Annotated in this window: 14 protein-coding genes and 1 pseudogene; all 15 read left to right on the forward strand. The window is 37.5% G+C overall.

Features of this window, described 5'->3' with window-relative positions:
* Positions 1 to 46 precede the first annotated feature (46 nt).
* The 15 genes and pseudogenes from IGK54_RS06045 (at position 47) to fdhF (ending at position 18,235) form a co-directional block, all read left to right on the forward strand.
* Positions 47 to 1,228 carry a VanZ family protein gene (locus IGK54_RS06045; protein ID WP_142956655.1) on the forward strand — a complete coding sequence of 394 codons (1,182 nt, stop codon included), beginning with the start codon at positions 47 to 49 and terminating at the stop codon, positions 1,226 to 1,228.
* Positions 1,229 to 1,281: 53 nt separating this feature from the next.
* Positions 1,282 to 2,640 (forward strand): DEAD/DEAH box helicase, encoded by a 1,359-nt coding sequence (locus tag IGK54_RS06050; protein WP_002385937.1) that lies wholly within the window; start codon positions 1,282 to 1,284, stop codon positions 2,638 to 2,640.
* Positions 2,641 to 3,187: 547 nt separating this feature from the next.
* Positions 3,188 to 3,871 (forward strand): annotated as a pseudogene (locus IGK54_RS06055) (helix-turn-helix domain-containing protein).
* 345 nt (positions 3,872 to 4,216) lie between these two features.
* Positions 4,217 to 6,859, forward strand: a complete 2,643-nt coding sequence (gene alaS, locus IGK54_RS06060) for an alanine--tRNA ligase (protein WP_002366615.1) — start codon at positions 4,217 to 4,219, stop codon at positions 6,857 to 6,859.
* Positions 6,860 to 7,061: 202 nt separating this feature from the next.
* The gene (locus IGK54_RS06065) at positions 7,062 to 7,778 is read left to right on the forward strand and encodes a tRNA (adenine(22)-N(1))-methyltransferase (protein ID WP_002360431.1); all 717 of its coding nucleotides are present in this window, start codon (positions 7,062 to 7,064) and stop codon (positions 7,776 to 7,778) included.
* On the forward strand, positions 7,762 to 8,880 hold the full coding sequence (locus IGK54_RS06070) for a Nif3-like dinuclear metal center hexameric protein (RefSeq protein ID WP_002369477.1): 1,119 nt from the start codon (positions 7,762 to 7,764) through the stop codon (positions 8,878 to 8,880). The genes IGK54_RS06065 and IGK54_RS06070 overlap by 17 nt, the downstream gene beginning before the upstream one ends.
* A gap of 29 nt (positions 8,881 to 8,909) precedes the next feature.
* Positions 8,910 to 10,139: a peptidase T gene (gene pepT, locus IGK54_RS06075; protein WP_010712405.1), complete on the forward strand. Its 1,230-nt coding sequence runs from the start codon at positions 8,910 to 8,912 to the stop codon at positions 10,137 to 10,139.
* Positions 10,140 to 10,284: 145 nt separating this feature from the next.
* Positions 10,285 to 10,551, forward strand: coding sequence for a DUF1294 domain-containing protein (locus IGK54_RS06080; RefSeq protein WP_002360427.1), 267 nt, complete (start codon positions 10,285 to 10,287; stop codon positions 10,549 to 10,551).
* 19 nt (positions 10,552 to 10,570) lie between these two features.
* Positions 10,571 to 11,599 (forward strand): lysylphosphatidylglycerol synthase transmembrane domain-containing protein, encoded by a 1,029-nt coding sequence (locus IGK54_RS06085; RefSeq protein ID WP_002360426.1) that lies wholly within the window; start codon positions 10,571 to 10,573, stop codon positions 11,597 to 11,599.
* A gap of 140 nt (positions 11,600 to 11,739) precedes the next feature.
* On the forward strand, positions 11,740 to 12,315 hold the full coding sequence (gene mobA, locus IGK54_RS06090) for a molybdenum cofactor guanylyltransferase (protein ID WP_002361748.1): 576 nt from the start codon (positions 11,740 to 11,742) through the stop codon (positions 12,313 to 12,315).
* A gap of 15 nt (positions 12,316 to 12,330) precedes the next feature.
* Entirely contained in the window at positions 12,331 to 13,155 is an 825-nt protein-coding gene (locus IGK54_RS06095; protein ID WP_142957161.1) for a formate/nitrite transporter family protein, read from the forward strand.
* A complete protein-coding gene (locus IGK54_RS06100; protein WP_002363879.1) occupies positions 13,145 to 13,726 on the forward strand; it encodes a hypothetical protein in 582 nt (193 codons plus the stop codon). Before IGK54_RS06095 ends, IGK54_RS06100 begins: the two co-directional genes overlap by 11 nt.
* Complete coding sequence (locus tag IGK54_RS06105; RefSeq protein ID WP_002357722.1) at positions 13,714 to 14,202, forward strand: NAD(P)H-dependent oxidoreductase subunit E; 489 nt, start codon at positions 13,714 to 13,716, stop codon at positions 14,200 to 14,202. Before IGK54_RS06100 ends, IGK54_RS06105 begins: the two co-directional genes overlap by 13 nt.
* A gap of 11 nt (positions 14,203 to 14,213) precedes the next feature.
* A complete protein-coding gene (locus IGK54_RS06110; RefSeq protein WP_002363880.1) occupies positions 14,214 to 15,512 on the forward strand; it encodes a complex I 51 kDa subunit family protein in 1,299 nt (432 codons plus the stop codon).
* A gap of 2 nt (positions 15,513 to 15,514) precedes the next feature.
* A complete protein-coding gene (fdhF, locus tag IGK54_RS06115) occupies positions 15,515 to 18,235 on the forward strand; it encodes a formate dehydrogenase subunit alpha (protein WP_142957162.1) in 2,721 nt (906 codons plus the stop codon).
* Positions 18,236 to 18,241 lie beyond the last annotated feature (6 nt).

Raw genomic sequence — 18,241 nt, forward strand, 5'->3', positions numbered from 1 at the left:
TATTGAGGCATTCATACTTGAAATTGTTTATCTTGGAGGGATTTTTATGGCAGTATATAGCGAACCAATTAAATGGGCAATCATTATTTTCCCGTTTCTAGCATTTTTTATTTCTGGGGCATTATTAATCTATGAATACCGCAAATATGGTTCATTTGTTTGGACACGAGCAATGATTTTGTATTCATTTGTTTTTTATTTATTATGTGCCTATTTCTTGGTAATTTTACCGTTGCCATCTCGAGCAGAAGTGGCTCAATACACAGGACCAACAATGGAACTGCGGCCTTTTCATTTTATTTCAGGGATTTTAAACGAAACTGTTTTTTCGATCAAAGATCCTAGTACGTATTTGCCAGCATTAAAACAACATGCCGTTTTAGAACCACTGTTTAATGTTTTATTAGTTTTACCTTTTGGTGTGTATTTACGGTATTATTTCAAATGTTCATTTTTAAAAACAGTTCTTGCGAGTTTTTTATTGTCATTATTTTTTGAATTAACACAGTTATCTGGCCTTTATTTTATTTATCCACGTTCGTATCGCTTGGCGGATGTCAATGATTTAATTAATAATACCGTCGGAGGCATAGTTGGTTATTGGTTGACGCCGCTCTTTACCTTTTTATTGCCAACACGAGAAGAAATTGATGCCACCTCTTATGAAAAAGGGCAGACAGTTAGCCTGTTAAGACGTTTCTTTGCATGGGGAATTGATTGGTTGGTGATTGGTTTTGTGCAAGGCCTGCTCGTTTTTGGACTAAATTTCATTCCAGCTTATAAAAATTGGGCAACTAATTATCCGATTTTTTCAGATCGGATGTGGTTCTTTATCATGGTGTTTGCGGTCTTTATTGTCATGATGAAACTGACAAATGGTCAAACGTTAGGTAAAAAAGTTGTTCGCATTCGGGTGGTTGAAACAGGACATGAAAAAATTCGTTTAAAAGCCTTGTTTGTTCGCTATGGTTATTTGTATTTTGTGTATGGTGTAATTAGTATTTATCTAGCTAATGCCACTGATTTATTGAATTCTTCTAATCGGATGTTGCAAATGGTGTCACTGCTTCTGTATTTGTTCTGTTTAATTTTATATTTACTATTTTTGATCAATGTTTTGTTAACCTTGATTCGTAAAAAACGGCGTTTGTTTTATGAAAAAGCCAGCCACACTTATACAGTCAGTACATTAGAAGTTGCGAAAACAAAGGAATCAGCAGGTGAGTAAAAGTTGTTTTTGTGTTATAATGCCAAAGTGCATAAAGAATTTAACGAGAAGAGGTGAGGCAAGTGCCTTCATTTAAACAATTTCAATTTCAACCTTTTATCAACGAAGCACTCGCAGAAAAAGGGTTTGAAGAACCAACAGAAGTCCAAGAAAAATTAATCCCAATCATTAAGAAAGGGAAAAGTGTCATTGGACAATCGCAAACAGGAAGTGGAAAGACGCATACTTTTTTACTTCCATTAATGGATAAAGTTAAGCCAACTATCGACGAAGTACAAATTGTGATTACTGCGCCTAGTCGTGAATTAGCCAATCAAATTTATCAAGAAGCGCAGCAACTGGCTCGTTTCAGTCAACCAGAAATTCGAGTGTCAAATTTTGTTGGCGGAACAGATAAACAACGTCAATTAAATAAATTAAAGCATCAACAACCTCATGTGGTGATTGGTACACCAGGGCGGATTTTAGATATGATGAATGAACAAGCCTTGAAAGTGCATACGGCTTTTGCCTTTGTTGTCGATGAAGCAGACATGACATTAGATATGGGCTTTTTAGCAGAAGTCGATCAAATTGCTGGTCGTTTGCCAGAAAAATTACAAATGCTCGTTTTTTCTGCAACCATTCCAGAAAAATTACGACCATTTTTAAAAAAATATTTAGAAAATCCAGTGATTGAACATATCAAACCAAAAGCAGTTATTTCAGAAACAATTGACAATTGGTTGATTTCCACCAAAGGAAAAAACAGCAATCAAATAATTTATCAATTATTGACTATCGGGCATCCTTATTTAGCGATTGTTTTTGCAAATACTAAACAAAGAGTTGATGAAATCACCGATTACTTAAAAGATCAGGGCCTAAAAGTTGCCAAAATTCATGGAGACATTACACCACGCGAAAGAAAACGTGTGATGCGTCAAGTTCAAAATCTTGACTACCAATATGTGGTAGCTACTGATTTAGCCGCACGTGGGATTGATATTGAAGGGGTTTCACATGTCATCAATGCAGAAGTTCCACATGAATTGGACTTCTTTATCCATCGGGTTGGCCGCACAGGACGTAATGGATTGAATGGAACTGCCATAACATTATATTCACCAGCGGATGATGAAGCGATTACTCAGATTGAGCAGTTAGGTGTTTCTTTCAAACCAAAAGAAATTAAAAATGGTGAGATTGTAGAGACGTATGATCGCAATCGTCGAACAAAACGAGAAAAATCTCGAGAAGAATTAGACCCAACGTTAATTGGTTTAGTGAAAAAGAAAAAGAAAAAAATTAAACCAGGATACAAGAAAAAAATTAATTGGGCAATTGAAGACAGCAATAAGAAAAAACGTAAAATTGAACGTCGTCAAAAAGATCGTTCTGCTAGAAAAGCAAAAAAGAATTCTTCTAACTAACATTGTTGTGGATTATTTAAAGTAAGGGACGAGAATCGTAAAGATTCTCGTCCCTTACTTTTTTATATGATAAATATTTAAGTCACTTTTAAAATAACTCTTTTTTAAAAGTAGTTATCGTTAAAAGTAGAGAAAATTACCGATTAATTGTAAAGATTTTTGTTGAAAACATCAAAATGTTAGTGTTAAACATCAACATTTTGATGTTTTCTCAAGAAAAAAATAATAAAATTACAGATTTTTTGGCGAGTTTTAGCAAAAAGTAGGAAGTTTCGGCACTTTTTTTGTTAAAAAATCAGCTTTATTAGTTGATATTAAAGGAAATTCATTTTTTTTTACGGAGGATAAAAAAATTTTACACACAAAAAAAATCATTTTCTAATATAATATAAATAACCACCAAAATAAAGAATAAAGGAGCGAAGAGAGATGAAGATAAAAAGGTGTTTATTAACCAATCGATGGAGAAAACACGCGATTTGGTAACGTATTTTGATTGGTGCGTTTAGTTATTGGTAGCAGAAAGAGTTCTAGGAGGAAAGAAGAAATGAGAAGGATTTTGGTATTAACAAAGAACATTTTAGTTGAGCAAACATTTCAGCAGCAATTACAACATTTAAATTATGAAGTCTTTTGTACGAACTGCTGTGAAGAAACTATAGAACATGAGTTAACTTTTTTTAATCATTTTGATGCAATTGTATTAAGCGAAACACTATCTCAGAACGATTGCTTGAGATTATTAGGAAGTCTTTCATCGTTAGAGAAGCCGATTTATCGACGTTCACAATCGATGTGTAATAAACGTGAAGCGGAGATTTGGTAGGAAAGAGGTATTATCCGGTGGTTAGGCCTCAAAGATTCATTGGAAGATATTCGTGAAAAAATTGACACTGTCGATCAAAGTTTTGCCGAAGTCACAGCCGAGCTACTTGATGACCAAGTAAAAAAGATTCGCTTTACAAAAAACGAGCAACGCTTTTTAAAAATCTTGTATCAGCATGCCCACGAAGGGTTGGATCGTGATCAAATTTGTCGCTTGCTTTGGCAGAAAGAACCAGATGCTTCTACAAAATCGCAGCTGTCTTTCGTATGTAAACGAGTGAAACAAAAATTTAGTGATGCAGGTATGAACGAAGAGATTATTACAACCTCTTGGGGAAAAGGGTATCAAATAAATGAACAAATTTTGCCTTATTTAGAGCAAACGTTATTTGAAACAGCTCAGTAAGGAAAGATTCCTACGAAAACAATTGACTTTTTAGCAGATCTTTCTTATACTTTTGACTATAAGCTAAAGGATATGAGGAATCTTATTTTGATCACAGAAAGCCGTTCATTGCTGAGAGAAGGGCATCAGATAAATTTACTTGCTCCCTTTAGATGGACTTGATAGAAATATCAACGCGACTCTGCGTTATAGAGCTTAAGAGGTAATGATCCAACATCATTGCAATCAAGGTGGTACCGCGAGCAATCGTCCTTGACTGCAATGGTGTTTTTTGTGTTCACAATCTGCCACTTAAGAGGGTACAAAACATAAATAGTTAATTATTAATAGAAAGTAGGAAAATCAATGAAAGAATTAACAAGTAGTCAAGTTCGTCAAATGTATTTAGACTTCTTTAAGTCTAAAGGACATTCAGTAGAACCAAGCGCTTCTTTAGTACCAGTAAACGATCCAACATTATTATGGATTAACTCTGGTGTTGCGACCTTGAAAAAATATTTTGATGGCTCTGTTGTGCCAGAAAATCCAAGAATTACGAATGCTCAAAAATCTATTCGTACAAATGATATTGAGAATGTTGGGAAAACGGCTCGTCATCATACAATGTTTGAAATGTTAGGGAACTTCTCAATTGGAGATTATTTTAAAAATGAAGCGATTCACTGGGCTTGGGAATTTTTAACTGGTGCTGAATGGCTTGCTTTTGACCCAGAAAAATTATATGTGACTGTTTATCCGAAAGATACAGAAGCAAAACGCATTTGGCGTGATGAAGTTGGTTTATCTGAAGATCATATTATTGATGTAGAAGATAACTTCTGGGATATCGGTGCTGGTCCAAGTGGTCCGGATACGGAAATCTTTTATGATCGCGGCGAAGAATTTTTAGATATTCCAGAAGATGATCCAGAAAATTATCCTGGTGGCGAAAATGAACGCTATTTAGAAATTTGGAACTTAGTGTTCTCTGAATTTAACCATACACCAGAAGATACGTATGAACCATTACCACATAAAAACATTGATACGGGCATGGGCTTGGAACGTGTTGTATCTATCATTCAAGATGCACCAACAAATTTTGAAACTGATTTATTTATGCCAATCATTCATGCGGTAGAAGCTTTAGGAACCAACGTGAAATATGGAGATGCACCACAAACGGATGTTTCCTTTAAAGTTATTGCTGACCATATTCGTGCCTTATCCTTTGCAATTGGTGATGGTGCGCTTCCTTCAAATGAAGGTCGTGGCTATGTGTTACGTCGTTTATTACGTCGTGCGGTAATGCACGGGAAAAAATTAGGCATTAATGAAGCCTTTTTATACAAATTAGTGCCTGTTGTTGGCGAAATCATGGTAAGCTACTATCCAGAAGTATTACAACAAAAAGACTTCATCGAAAAAGTGGTTCGGACAGAGGAAGAACGTTTCCATGAAACCATCAATGAAGGTTTAAGCATGTTAAATGAGGTTATTAAAGAAGTTAAAGATGCAAAAGGCGATACATTAGATGGAAAAATTATCTTCAAACTTTATGATACTTTTGGCTTCCCCGTAGAATTAACGGAAGAAGTTGCGGAAGATGAAGGCTTGAAAGTCGATCATGCTGGGTTTGAAACAGAAATGGAAGCACAGCGTGAACGCGCTCGTTCTGCCCGCAGTAAAGAAACTTCAATGGGTGTTCAATCTGCTTTATTAACAGATATTAAAGTAGAAAGTAAATTTGTTGGCTATACAGAATTAACACATGATAGTGAATTATTTGTTATTATTCAAGGTGACGCACTAGTAAATGAAGCATCTGCAGGAACAGCCGAATTAATTTTTGCTGAAACACCATTTTATGCTGAAATGGGTGGACAAATTGCTGACCGCGGCTATGTAAAAAATACCGCAGGGGAAGTCGTTGCCAACGTGGTGGATGTGAAAAAAGCACCAAACGGTCAATTTTTACACAAAGTAGAAGTTTTGGCGCCATTAGCAGAAGGTCAAATTTATCAATTGCAAGTGGACGAACGGATGCGGACACGTATTTTGAAAAACCATACGGCAACCCATTTATTGCATCGTGCTTTAAAAGATGTGTTAGGGGAGCATGCCAACCAAGCAGGCTCATTAGTTGCACCAGGACATCTACGTTTTGACTTTACTCATTTTGGGCAAGTTACATCAGAAGAACTAGCGCGGATGGAAGCCATCGTTAACGAAAAAATCTGGGAAGCTATTCCTGTTGTCACAATTGAAACAGATATTGATACAGCGAAAAACATGGGCGCAATGGCGTTATTTGGCGAAAAATATGGCAAAGAAGTCCGTGTAGTTAATATTGGGGATTACTCTATCGAATTATGTGGTGGAACACATGTTGCTAATACAGAAGATATCGGGATTTTCAAAATTGTTTCTGAATCTGGAATTGGTGCAGGAGTACGCCGTATTGAAGCAGTGACGAGTAAAGAAGCGTATCAACTTTTACAAGAAGAAGAACGTCAATTGAAAGAGATTGCTACATTAGTTAAATCACCTCAATTAAAAGAAGTGGTTACGAAAACAGAGCAATTGCAACAACAATTACGTGATCTACAAAAAGAAAACGAACAATTGGCAGGCAAATTAGCGAACCAACAAGCTGGTGACATTTTTAAAGATGTCAAAGACGTCAACGGTGTTCGTTATATTGCCGCTCAAGTCAATGTTAAAGACATGAATCAATTACGCCAATTGGCTGACCAATGGAAACAAAAAGAATTGTCTGATGTACTAGTTCTAGCAACTGCACAAGATGAAAAAGTAAGCTTGTTAGCGGCTATGACAAAAGACATGAACGGAAAAGGCTTAAAAGCCGGTGACTTAATCAAAGCAATTGCGCCAAAAGTTGGCGGTGGCGGCGGTGGTCGTCCTGATATGGCTCAAGCTGGTGGGAAAAATCCAGCAGGGATTGCGGATGCCTTAGCAGAAGTTGAAAACTGGTTGGCAAATGCCTAATTAAAAATGTTTTCCCTATTATTAATATAAGGAGAATGCTCTTTATAGCAATAATGACAGCCCTCTTCAAGGTTATGAAATTGATTTTGAAGGGGGTTCTTTTTTATAAGTGATTAGGGAGAGAAAACAGTAGATTGCACGAATGTGTAAGTTTTCATCTTCAATTGACAATGGTATAATAAGCAACGGAGGAATCAAAAATATGAATGAAAATCAATTATCAAAACGTCTCGCAACGGTTGGTGATTTAATCCCTAGAGGAAGTCGCTTAGCAGACATTGGTTCAGACCATGCTTATTTACCAGTTGCTTTAATGTTAGAAAATAAACTGTCTTTTGCTGTGGCTGGGGAAGTGGTGGAAGGCCCTTATCAATCTGCCAAAACCCAAGTCAGTAAATCCAATTTGACGGATAAAATTATCGTACGTTTAGCGAACGGGCTAGATGCAATTGAACCTGAAGATCAAATAGACGTCATTAGTATTTGTGGAATGGGCGGCACATTAATCCGAGATATTTTAGAAGCTGGACGCAAAAAAAATCGTTTAACAGGGAAGGAACGCCTTGTTTTACAACCGAATATTGGTGAACCAACTTTACGCCGCTGGTTAATGGCAAATGACTACAGTATTATTGATGAAACAATCGTGGAAGAAAACCGTAAATTGTATGAAATTATCGTAGCCGAAAAAACAGAGCAATCCGTTTCTTATACGGACCAAGAATTACTATTTGGGCCAGTTTTAATAAAAAAACAAGGACCGGTTTTTACTAAAAAATGGCAAAGAGAACTAAAACAGCGCAAAACTGTTCTTGCACAACTAGCAAAAGCAAGTGGAGAACATATTGAAAAACAAGTAAAACTACAGCAAGACCAACAATTAATTGAGGAGGTGCTGGCCAATGGCTGTGAACGGTAAGACATTGATTCGACGCTTCAATGACTATTGTCCCGAATGGTTAGCAGAAACGGGAGATCCTGTGGGCTTGCACATTGGTACGTTAGATAAACCAATTGAAAATGTGATGGTTACCTTAGATGTTCGTCCTGAGGTCGTTGCAGAAGCAATTGAGAAGCAGGTTGATTTAATTATTGCGAAACACCCACCTATTTTCCGCCCAGTTAAGCGATTAACCACAGATAATTTTCAAGAAAAAATGTACGCTGATTTATTAAAACACGATATTGCTGTTTATGCAGCGCATACTAACATGGATATTATTGACAATGGGCTAAATGATTGGTTTTGTGAATTATTGGGAATTAAACAGACCACCTTTTTAACTAAAACACATACTGTTCCTTATAAAAAATTAGCCGTTTTTGTGCCAATTGATGAAGCTCCCCAAATGAGAGAAGCTTTAGGTCTAGCTGGCGCCGGGTCTCAAGGTGATTATTCTAAAACAAGTTACTCTTTAATTGGAACAGGACGTTTTACGCCAACACAAGGAGCAAATCCCACGATTGGCGAAATTGGTCAAGAAAGTGTCGTCCAAGAAGCAAAAATCGAAGTGATTTTCCCTGAAACTAAACAAGAACAAGTTCTTGCAGCTATGTTACAGGCGCATCCTTATGAAGAACCGGCGTATGATGTTTATACCATTGAAAATCAATCAAAAGAATTTGGTTTAGGTCGGGTTGGAGTATTAGACAAGCCTGTGAGATTCTCTGATTTTGTACAGCAAGTCAAGGAAGCTTTCCAATTGGACGGCTTGCGGGTCATTGCAAAAGATGATACTAAAATGATTCAACGGGTAGCCATTTGTGGTGGAAGTGGTGAAAAATTCTATCATGATGCATTACGTAAACAAGCCGATGTCTATATTACTGGTGATGTGTATTATCATACGGCACATGACATGATTGCTGAAGATTTACCAGTCATCGATCCTGGTCATTACATTGAAGCGCTTTGTAAGCCAAAACTTGTGGAATTAATGAATCAATGGAAACAAGAAAATGAGTGGGCTGTATCCATTTTTGAATCAGAAGCGAATACCAACCCATTTCGTTTTAAATAAAAAAATGAAGATTAAAGGAGTGTTCTTTTATGTATGAAAATTTATTACCTCGTTTTTTACGCTATGTGAAAACAGAAACACGCTCAGATGCAACAAGCACAACGACACCATCAACACAAACACAAGTAGCCTTTGCACAAACCTTAAAAAAAGAATTAGAAGAATTAGGGATGAGCGATGTTATTTATAACGAAACAAATGGTTTTGTGATTGCTACGTTACCTAGTAACGTGGAGAAAGACGTTCGTTCAATCGGCTTTATTGCCCATATGGATACCGCTGATTTTAATGCAGTGAATGTTTCTCCGCAAATTGTTGAGAACTATGACGGAGAATCAACGATTCCTTTAGATAAAGAAGGCAAATTCACTTTAAATACGAAAGACTTTCCTAACTTAAAAAATTATCGTGGTGAAACACTTATCACAACCGATGGTACCACTTTATTAGGGGCTGATGATAAATCAGGTATTGCGGAAATAATGACAGCCATGGAATATTTAATTAATCACCCAGAAGTTAAACATGGCACCATTCGTGTGGCTTTCGGTCCTGACGAAGAAATTGGTGTAGGTGCCGACAAATTTGATGTCGCTCAATTTAACGTGGATTTTGCTTATACAATGGATGGCGGACCGGTAGGTGAATTACAATTTGAAACGTTTAATGCGGCGCAAGCAGAAATTACAATTCAAGGGAAAAACGTTCATCCAGGAACAGCCAAAAATACAATGATTAATGCGTTACAATTAGGAATTGATTTCCATAATGCCTTACCTGCTGACGAAGTTCCAGAAAAAACAGAAGGTGAAGAAGGCTTTTATCATTTAGCAGCGTTTGCTGGAACGCCAGAAGAAGCTACAATGACGTATATTATTCGCGATCACAATCGCGAGATTTTTGAAGCACGTAAAGCTAAAATTAAAGAAATTCAGCAAACATTGAATGCACCATTTGATGAAGAACGAATCAAAGTTGATTTATTTGATCAATACTATAATATGCGAGAAGTGATTGAAAAAGATATGTCCATTGTCGAAATTGCTAAACAAGCAATGGAAGAATTGTCAATTCAACCAATTATTGAACCAGTTCGCGGTGGAACGGATGGCTCAAAAATTTCTTATTTAGGGATTCCAACACCAAATATCTTTGCTGGTGGCGAAAATATGCATGGCCGTTTTGAATTTGTTTCATTACAAGCCATGGAAAAAGCGACCAATGTGATTATTAAAATTGCTGAATTAAATGCAAAATAAATGAGGCACTCAATAGGAAAGTAAGAAAACGGGCAACCGAGAACTTACTTTCCTGTTGTAGTTTCATGAGTCATTGAAAATTTTTTTGCAATTAGAATCAGAACAAGGTATCCTAGTACAGTAACTAGTTAGGAGGCCAGAAAGGATGCTTCAGTGGATAGTAATCATTTATTTCCTCGTCATTAATTTAGTATTGTTTAGTATGATGGGTTATGATAAAAAACAAGCAAAACGTGGGAACTGGCGTATTCCAGAACGCCGCTTATTGACGATAGGACTTGTCGGTGGCGGTTTAGGTGGGCTAATGGGACAAAAGAAATTTCATCATAAAACCCAAAAACCAGTTTTTGCATTGTGTTATTCAATTGGCGTAATCGCGATGATTAGTTGCATCTATCTAACGTTTAAGTAAGAACAAAAAAGGAGAAGCGATGAAAGGAAAAGTAAAAATTGGCTTAAATATGTTGTTAATGATTATCGTTTTAGGCGTAATCTTTTATGTCATGGATAATTCACTAAGTGATATTTTTGCTCAACTGATGGAAACGAGTTGGCTGGTGCTGATTGCTGTTATTTTTTTTGGTGTAGTTTATCAATTTGCAGAAGGGCGCTCAATCAAGGAAATAGCTCGTTATTTTAACAAAGACTTTACAACAGTGGATGGTTTTTTTACTTCTTGTTATGTAGCATTTTATCGGATTATTTCATTTGGCACGGGAACCTTGCTTTCAGAAATTTATTTTTATAAGAAAAAGGGAATTCCTGTTTCTAAAAGTGTAGGGATAACGGCATTACATATGATTATGTACAAAGCAGCCGTGATTTTTTTAGCAATTATTGGTTTGATTATTCAATTTTCCCTGTTTTATGAAAATGCGCCTAAGATGATTCCATTCATTTTAGCAGGTGTTATTTTAACATTAGTAATAATTGCAGCATTGCTTATTTTATCTAGTAGCTTAAAGTTGCAAGTTTTATTGGTTAAGTTTGCCAATCGTTGGTTTAAACGACCAAAACTAAGAGATTGGGTGGATAATTGTAATTTACAAATCTATTCCTTGCGGGCGGCTGTCCAAACAATTACACAAGATCGCTCAGCGTTGCTTCGAATCTTTTCATGGAATGTATTTAAATTATTATTTTGGTACATTATTCCTTACATTGTTTTAGTAGAAAATCACCCGAATATTGATTTATTATTAGTGATGTCCTTTACCAGTTTTGCTGTTATTCTTTCAGGAGTTATTCCAACACCTGCTGGCATTGGCCCATTTGAATTTGTTTACTTATTGTTGTTTAAACCATTGGTCGGCAATGTTGATGCTGTAGCATCTGTTTTACTGTATCGATTTGGTAGCTTTGTGTTACCCTTTTTGATTGGCTTGGTTTATGTCGCCATTGAGAAACGAAAATCATTACGCATTGAGATTGAAGAAATAAAACGTCAAACAGATGAATAAGGTAGAACGAGAAAAAGAGTCGCTCTTTTTCTCGTTCTTTTTTTTTAAAAGGAATTGACTTGTACGAGGGATGTCTTATAATAGACTTAATACATGACTAAAAAATATTTTTTTGAACTAATAAAAATTATGGTAAAGGGGTGGCGAAAATTATTGCTGATTGTACAGCAGTGCTGTTATGCGGCGGGAAAAGTTCACGGATGGGATTTGATAAAGCATTATTGAAAATTCAAGGCCAATACGTGATCTTGCAAACAGCTGAAAAGTTAATGGAACTGTTCGAAGAGGTTATTTTAGTAACGAATGATAGTCAAAAATTTCCTAAGGCGTTTAGAAAATGCACAATCATTCAAGATATGTATCTTGGAAAGGGGCCATTAGGTGGGATTGTGACAGCAATGAACTATACTCAGAAAGCTGAAGTGTTTGTAATTGCCTGTGATATACCAACTTTTTCTCCTAAACTTGTGTATCAGTTAGCCTCTAAGCGTGGACAAAATCAAGTAACAATCTTTGACTTTGAAGGTCGTCAAGAACCATTATTTGGCTTTTATCGATGTTCTTGTTTACCAACATTTCAAAAACAGCTTGCGCAAAATAACTATCAGATTCGGCAAGAATTTGAGCATCTATCTGTAAAAACGGTGCAACTATCAAAAGAGAATCAACTTAAAAATGTCAATCGAAAAGAAGAATTGTCTCAGTGGTATCGATAAAAAGGAGGAATCGTAATGGATTTTTTCAGTAGTGAAGAAATAGTTGCAAGCTTAGGTGATAAGGCAAAAATGAAAGGGAAATTATCGTTTGTTCGACTCTGTATTTTAGGTATCATGGCTGGTTTTTGTATTGCACTAGGTTACTTGGCGTTTATTCGTATCACTGGAACCGCCCCCACAGAATGGGGAAGTTTTAACAATTTTCTGGGTGGAGCTTTATTTCCAGTTGGATTGATAGCGCTTACTTTTGTTGGTGGTGAGTTAGCAACAGGCAATATGATGGTAATGACATTAGGCGTATTACAGAAAAAGGTTCGAGTGGGCGCTCTTTGTTATAACTGGATAGTTGTTTTATTGACCAATTGTCTAGGCGGATTTCTTGTGGCGTATTTATTTGGCCATATTGTTGGGTTAACTGAAGGTGCGTTTCTGGATAGAACAGTCGCAGTTGCTCAGGCGAAAATTGCTGATCCACCGCTAGTTGCTTTTGTTTCAGGGATTGGCTGTAATATTTTTGTTTGTTTAGCGGTTTATCTCGGAGCGTTGGCAAAATCATATTTAGGTAAAATGTTTGGCTTATGGTTTCCTGTCATGGTTTTCGTTGTTTGTGGGTTTCAACACGTGGTCGCCAATGCATTTATTATTCCAGCGGCAATTTTTTCACAAAGTACCACAATCAGTTGGTGGGATTATTTGCAGAATACACTATGGGTATTTTTAGGCAATGCGGTAGGGGGCAGTCTTTTTATGGCCGTACCATTGATCTTTATGACAAAACCAGCAACTGTCAAACCAAGAGTTGAGAAAACGATTCAGACGGAGGAGCTCTATGGCAATTGAGGTACCAAACATGATTCAAATTGGATCTACTGGTCGGAATAGTGGCAAAACGACATTAGCCGAAGCTCTTATTAAACAGTACCAAGAAGTCTATCCAATTTATGGCTTGAAGATTATTACGATTAGTGGTCAACGAGGGGTGTGTCAACGAGGCACAAAAGGATGCGGAATTTGTACCAGTATTACAGCTGGTTATGAATTAGTAGAAGAGCAAGAGACGATTGGCAATAAAGATACCATGAAATTATTAGCTGCAGGTTGTCAAAAAGTTTTTCTATTGAAAGTTTTTCAAGAAAATTTGGCGGAAGCCATTCAGCAATTTCTGAAAGCTGTGCCGGCCCAAGCATTAATCATTTGTGAATCAAATTCATTACGTAATGTTGTGCAGCCAGGACTATTTCTTATGATGAATAACCAGAATCGCCAAAAAGAATCAGCAAAAAAAGTCATAGATAAAGCCGATTTTTGTTTACTATCTGCTGAAATACCAAAAGAATTGCGTATCTATTATCAAGGAGAACAACTTCAAGTTTCACTAAAAAGGGGGAATAAAAAGGAATGTGTGCATTAAGCTTAATTGAAAAAGAAGCGATTATTCTAGAAAACGATGCTGATCCACAACGAATTTTAAATATTTTAATTGAATTACAATTTGCTTCAGAGGAAGGGTATATCGATCAGGAGACAGCTCAATTAGTTGCAGAGCATCTACATTTAACGGAAGCGCGAGTCTATGAAATCGTCAGTTTTTATGCCATTTTAAAGACGGAACCGCAAGCGAAGTATGTCTTGAAGATTTGTAACAGCACACCGTGTCATTATACTGGTGGGGCGATGGTTGCCGAAGTTTTAGAAACTATTTTAGAAGTGCCAGAGAATCAGCCGACCCCAGATGGCTTATTTATGTATCACAGTATTCCTTGTATCGGGGCTTGTGATTTGGGTCCAGTAATTAAAATTAAGGACACCGTTTTTAGTCAACTAACAGAAGAGAAAATTTATCAATTAATTCAACATTTACAAAATGATTGCTATGAAGGATTGTAGGAGGTGAGTCAATGCTTAAGAGAAACCAACCAATGTTATTAGAGAGAATGGGAAAAATGCAATCTGCGACCGATGTTGCTGAATATTGTAAATACGATGGATTTGATGGTTTAAAAAGAGCAATTTCACTATCGGATGAAGAAATTTTAAACGAACTGGATGTTGCTCACTTAAGAGGTCGCGGTGGAGCAGCCTATCCTTTAGGAAAAAAATGGCGCCATCTTTATCATGCAAAAGGAACCACAAAGTACATTGTTTGTAATGCTGATGAAGGCGAACCAGGGACCTTTAAGGATAAAGTACTTTTATCTGAAGATCCATTGAGTGTGATTGAAGGAATGATCATTGCTGGCTATTTATTTTCAGCAAAAGCAGGTTATATTTATATGCGAGGAGAATATCGCAGAATCCAAAAAACATTTCAAGAAGCACTCGATAATGCACGACAAGCTGGCTTTTTAGGGGAAAACATTTTAGGAATTGAAGGATTCAATTATGATATTACGATTATTTCTGGTGCTGGCGCCTATATTTGTGGGGAAAATTCAGCACTTTTAAATTCAATTGAAGGAAAAACGGGGCGGCCGCGTGTCAAACCACCACACTTAGCAGATGTTGGTTTATATTTGCAACCAACATTAGTAAATAATGTTGAATCATTTGCAAGTGTTCCTGTAATTTTAAGAGAAGGTGGACAAGCCTTTTTAGAGATGGGTACTGCCGATGGTGGCGGCACAAAGCTAATTTGTTTGTCTGGACATATTAAAAATCGGGGCTTATACGAGGTCAACCTTGGAACACCATTAGAAGAAATAATTTATGGCGAGCAATACGGCGGAGGCTCTGCAACTGGTCGAGCATTAAAATTTATTCACTTCGGTGGACAATCCGGTCCAATTGGTGCTGTCGCAACGTTAAGAGATTGTTTGTATTCCTACGAAGATTTATGGGCCCATGACTTATCTGTCGGCTCTGGTGCAATTGTAGTAATGGATGATTCAGTCAATGTTGTGGACTATTTAGTACACGTGGCGGCCTTTTTTGCTCATGAGTCCTGTGGTAAATGCACCCCTTGCCGATTGGGAACAACTAGGATTTTGGAATTATTGAGTAAATTCAATCGGAACGAGGCAACAGCTAGTGATTTGCCACGATTGGAAAAGATGCTCACGCATGTCACGCGATTATCAGCTTGTGGTTTGGGCCAATCCGTCGCAAATCCAATGAAGAGTGCATTGGCTTTGTTTCCAGAAGAATTTGAAACGACTGCTGAAACAGAAATCTATGCCACCAGCAAAGGAGGTTGGTAAAAATGAAAACTAAGTTGCATACGCAAACAGTTACGTTGTCTATTGATAACCAAGAAGTAACTGTGCCTAAAGGGACTACTATTCTCGAAGCAGCGAAAGGGCTAGGTGTTGAAATTCCAACGCTCTGTCATTTAAAGGAATTAGCACCTGATGGTTCTTGTCGGATGTGCGTGGTTGAGGTGGAAGGCGGCCGACGTGGTGGCTTAACAACTGCTTGTACGGCACATTGTCAAGAGGACATGGTTGTGTCAACACATTCTGAAAAAGTTGCTGATTCCAGACGTTTTATTCTTGATTTATTATTGAGTAATCATAAATTAGAATGTTTTTCTTGTGGAAAAAACGGGGATTGTCAATTACAACAGTATGCGCTAGATTATGGGATTGATGCCACTAGCTTTACCGAGGGAAAAAGAATGCCTTGCCATCAAGAAGATACCAGTAATCCATTTTTCTCTTATGATCCAGAAAAGTGTATCATGTGTCGTCGTTGTGCCCGTGTCTGTCAATTGCGGCAGGGAAGAGATGTACTTAGTATTGCTAATCGTGGCTTTGAAACAAAAATGATGCCAAGTTATGGGCAGGCGTTTGATCAATCTATCTGTGAATCATGTGGCAATTGTGTCTCTTCCTGTCCTACAGGAGCGTTAACAGCAAAAGATACGAAAGAGTACCGCAAATGGGAAACCCAGAAAATCCCTACAACTTGTCCGCATTGTGGGACAGGCTGTCAGATGAATTTACTCGTTAAAAATAATCGTTTGGTGGGTGTTGAACCCCTGGATGGACCAGCTAATAAAAATTTACTTTGTGTGAAAGGAAAATTTGCTTCATATAAATTTGTTGGGTCAGGAGATCGCTTAACGGAGCCATTAATTAAACGGAATGGGATTTTTGAACCTGCTTCTTGGGAAGAAGCCTTAGCGCTTGTTTCGTCAAAATTTAACGAAATTAAAGCAGAAAACGGCGCGGATGCTCTTGCTGGTTTTTCGTGCTCTAGAGCAACAAATGAAGATAATTATGTCTTTCAAAAAATGGTGCGTGCTGCTTTTGGTACCAATAATGTTGATAACTGTGCCCGTGTTTGTCATTCGGCTTCGGTCCATGGTTTAGCCCAAACCTTAGGCTCTGGTGCGATGACCAATCCTATTGCTGATATCACTGAAGATGTCGATATGATTTTATTAGTAGGGTCCAATCCAGAAGAAGCTCATCCAGTTATTGGTGCGCAAATTCGCCAAGCCATCCAAAGAGGAACACAAGTTGTTGTTGTTGATCCGCGGAAAATTAACTTAGTGAAGGATAGTGCACTGCATTTACAAGTTCAGGCGGGAACGAATGTCGCATTTGCTAATGGCATGATGCATGTGATTTTGAAAGAAGGTTTAGCAGATCGCCACTTTATTGAAGAACGGACAGAAGGATTTTCAGATTTAGAAAAAATGGTGGCTGATTATACGCCGGAAAAAGTCGCAGAAATTTGTCATATTCATCCAGAAGATCTAATTCAAGCGGCACGCATGTATGCAAAAGCAGAAAAAGCACCAATCATTTATTGTTTAGGCGTAACGGAACATTCGACAGGAACTGAGGGTGTTATGAGTATGTCTAATTTGGCAATGTTGGTTGGTAAAGTTGGAAAACCAGGCTGTGGTGTCAATCCTTTGCGAGGTCAAAATAATGTTCAAGGTGCTTGCGATATGGGCTGTATGCCTTATGATTTCCCAGGCTATCAAAAAGTCAATAATCTAGAAGTAATCGACAAATTTGAAAAAGCTTGGCATGTACCGTTAAATCGAAACACAGGTTTAACTTCTACTAAAGTCTTACCAGCAGCAACGGCAGGAAACGTCAAAGGCCTTTATATTTTTGGAGAAGATCCAATTGTTACGGATCCAGACACAGGACATGTTCGTCAAGCTTTAGAAAGTTTAGACTTTTTAGTTGTTCAAGAATTATTTATGACAGAAACGGCTGCTTATGCAGATGTCGTTTTACCAGGCATCAGTTATGCAGAAAAAGACGGGACATTTACAAATACAGAACGGCGCGTGCAAAGAGTTCGTAAAGCTGTTGAACCAAGAGGACAAGCGCGAGAAGACTATGAAATTTTTTGTGAAGTCATGACACGAATGGGCTATCCTTGTGCGTATGAATCTGCAAAAGAAATTATGAAAGAAATTTCAGCTGTGACGCCTTCGTTTGGTGGAATTAATTATGAACGATTAGAGAAGGAGAGCTTACAATGGCCTTGTCGTAGCTTGACAGATCCAGGTACGCCGATTATGCATGTGGGCAGTTTTGCTCGTGGGAAAGGTTTATTTAAAGCAATTCCGTATAAGCAAGCACAAGAATTACCAGATGAAGAGTACCCGTATTTAATGTCGACAGGCCGAATGCTTTACCATTACAATACCCGAGCAATGACAGGACGAACGGAAGGGATTAACCAAATAGCGAATCACTCTTATATTGAGATAAATGCCGTCGATGCACAAGCTCTGGGAATCCAAGAAGGTGACAAAGTGGAAGTTCATTCTCGACGTGGCAAAATTGAAACCTATGCGGCTGTCGGAAATCGAGTATTTCCGCAAGAAGTCTTTATGACATTCCACTTTCCAGATGGGAATGTTAACGAAATTACCAATGCTGTATTTGATGATATCGCCACAATTCCTGAATATAAAGTTTGTGCCGTTGCGATTAAACCAGTGAATAAATAATAAAGG

The sequence above is a fragment of the Enterococcus sp. DIV2384 genome (assembly GCF_050534975.1).
In the GTDB taxonomy this organism is placed as follows: Bacteria; Bacillota; Bacilli; order Lactobacillales; family Enterococcaceae; genus Enterococcus; species Enterococcus faecalis.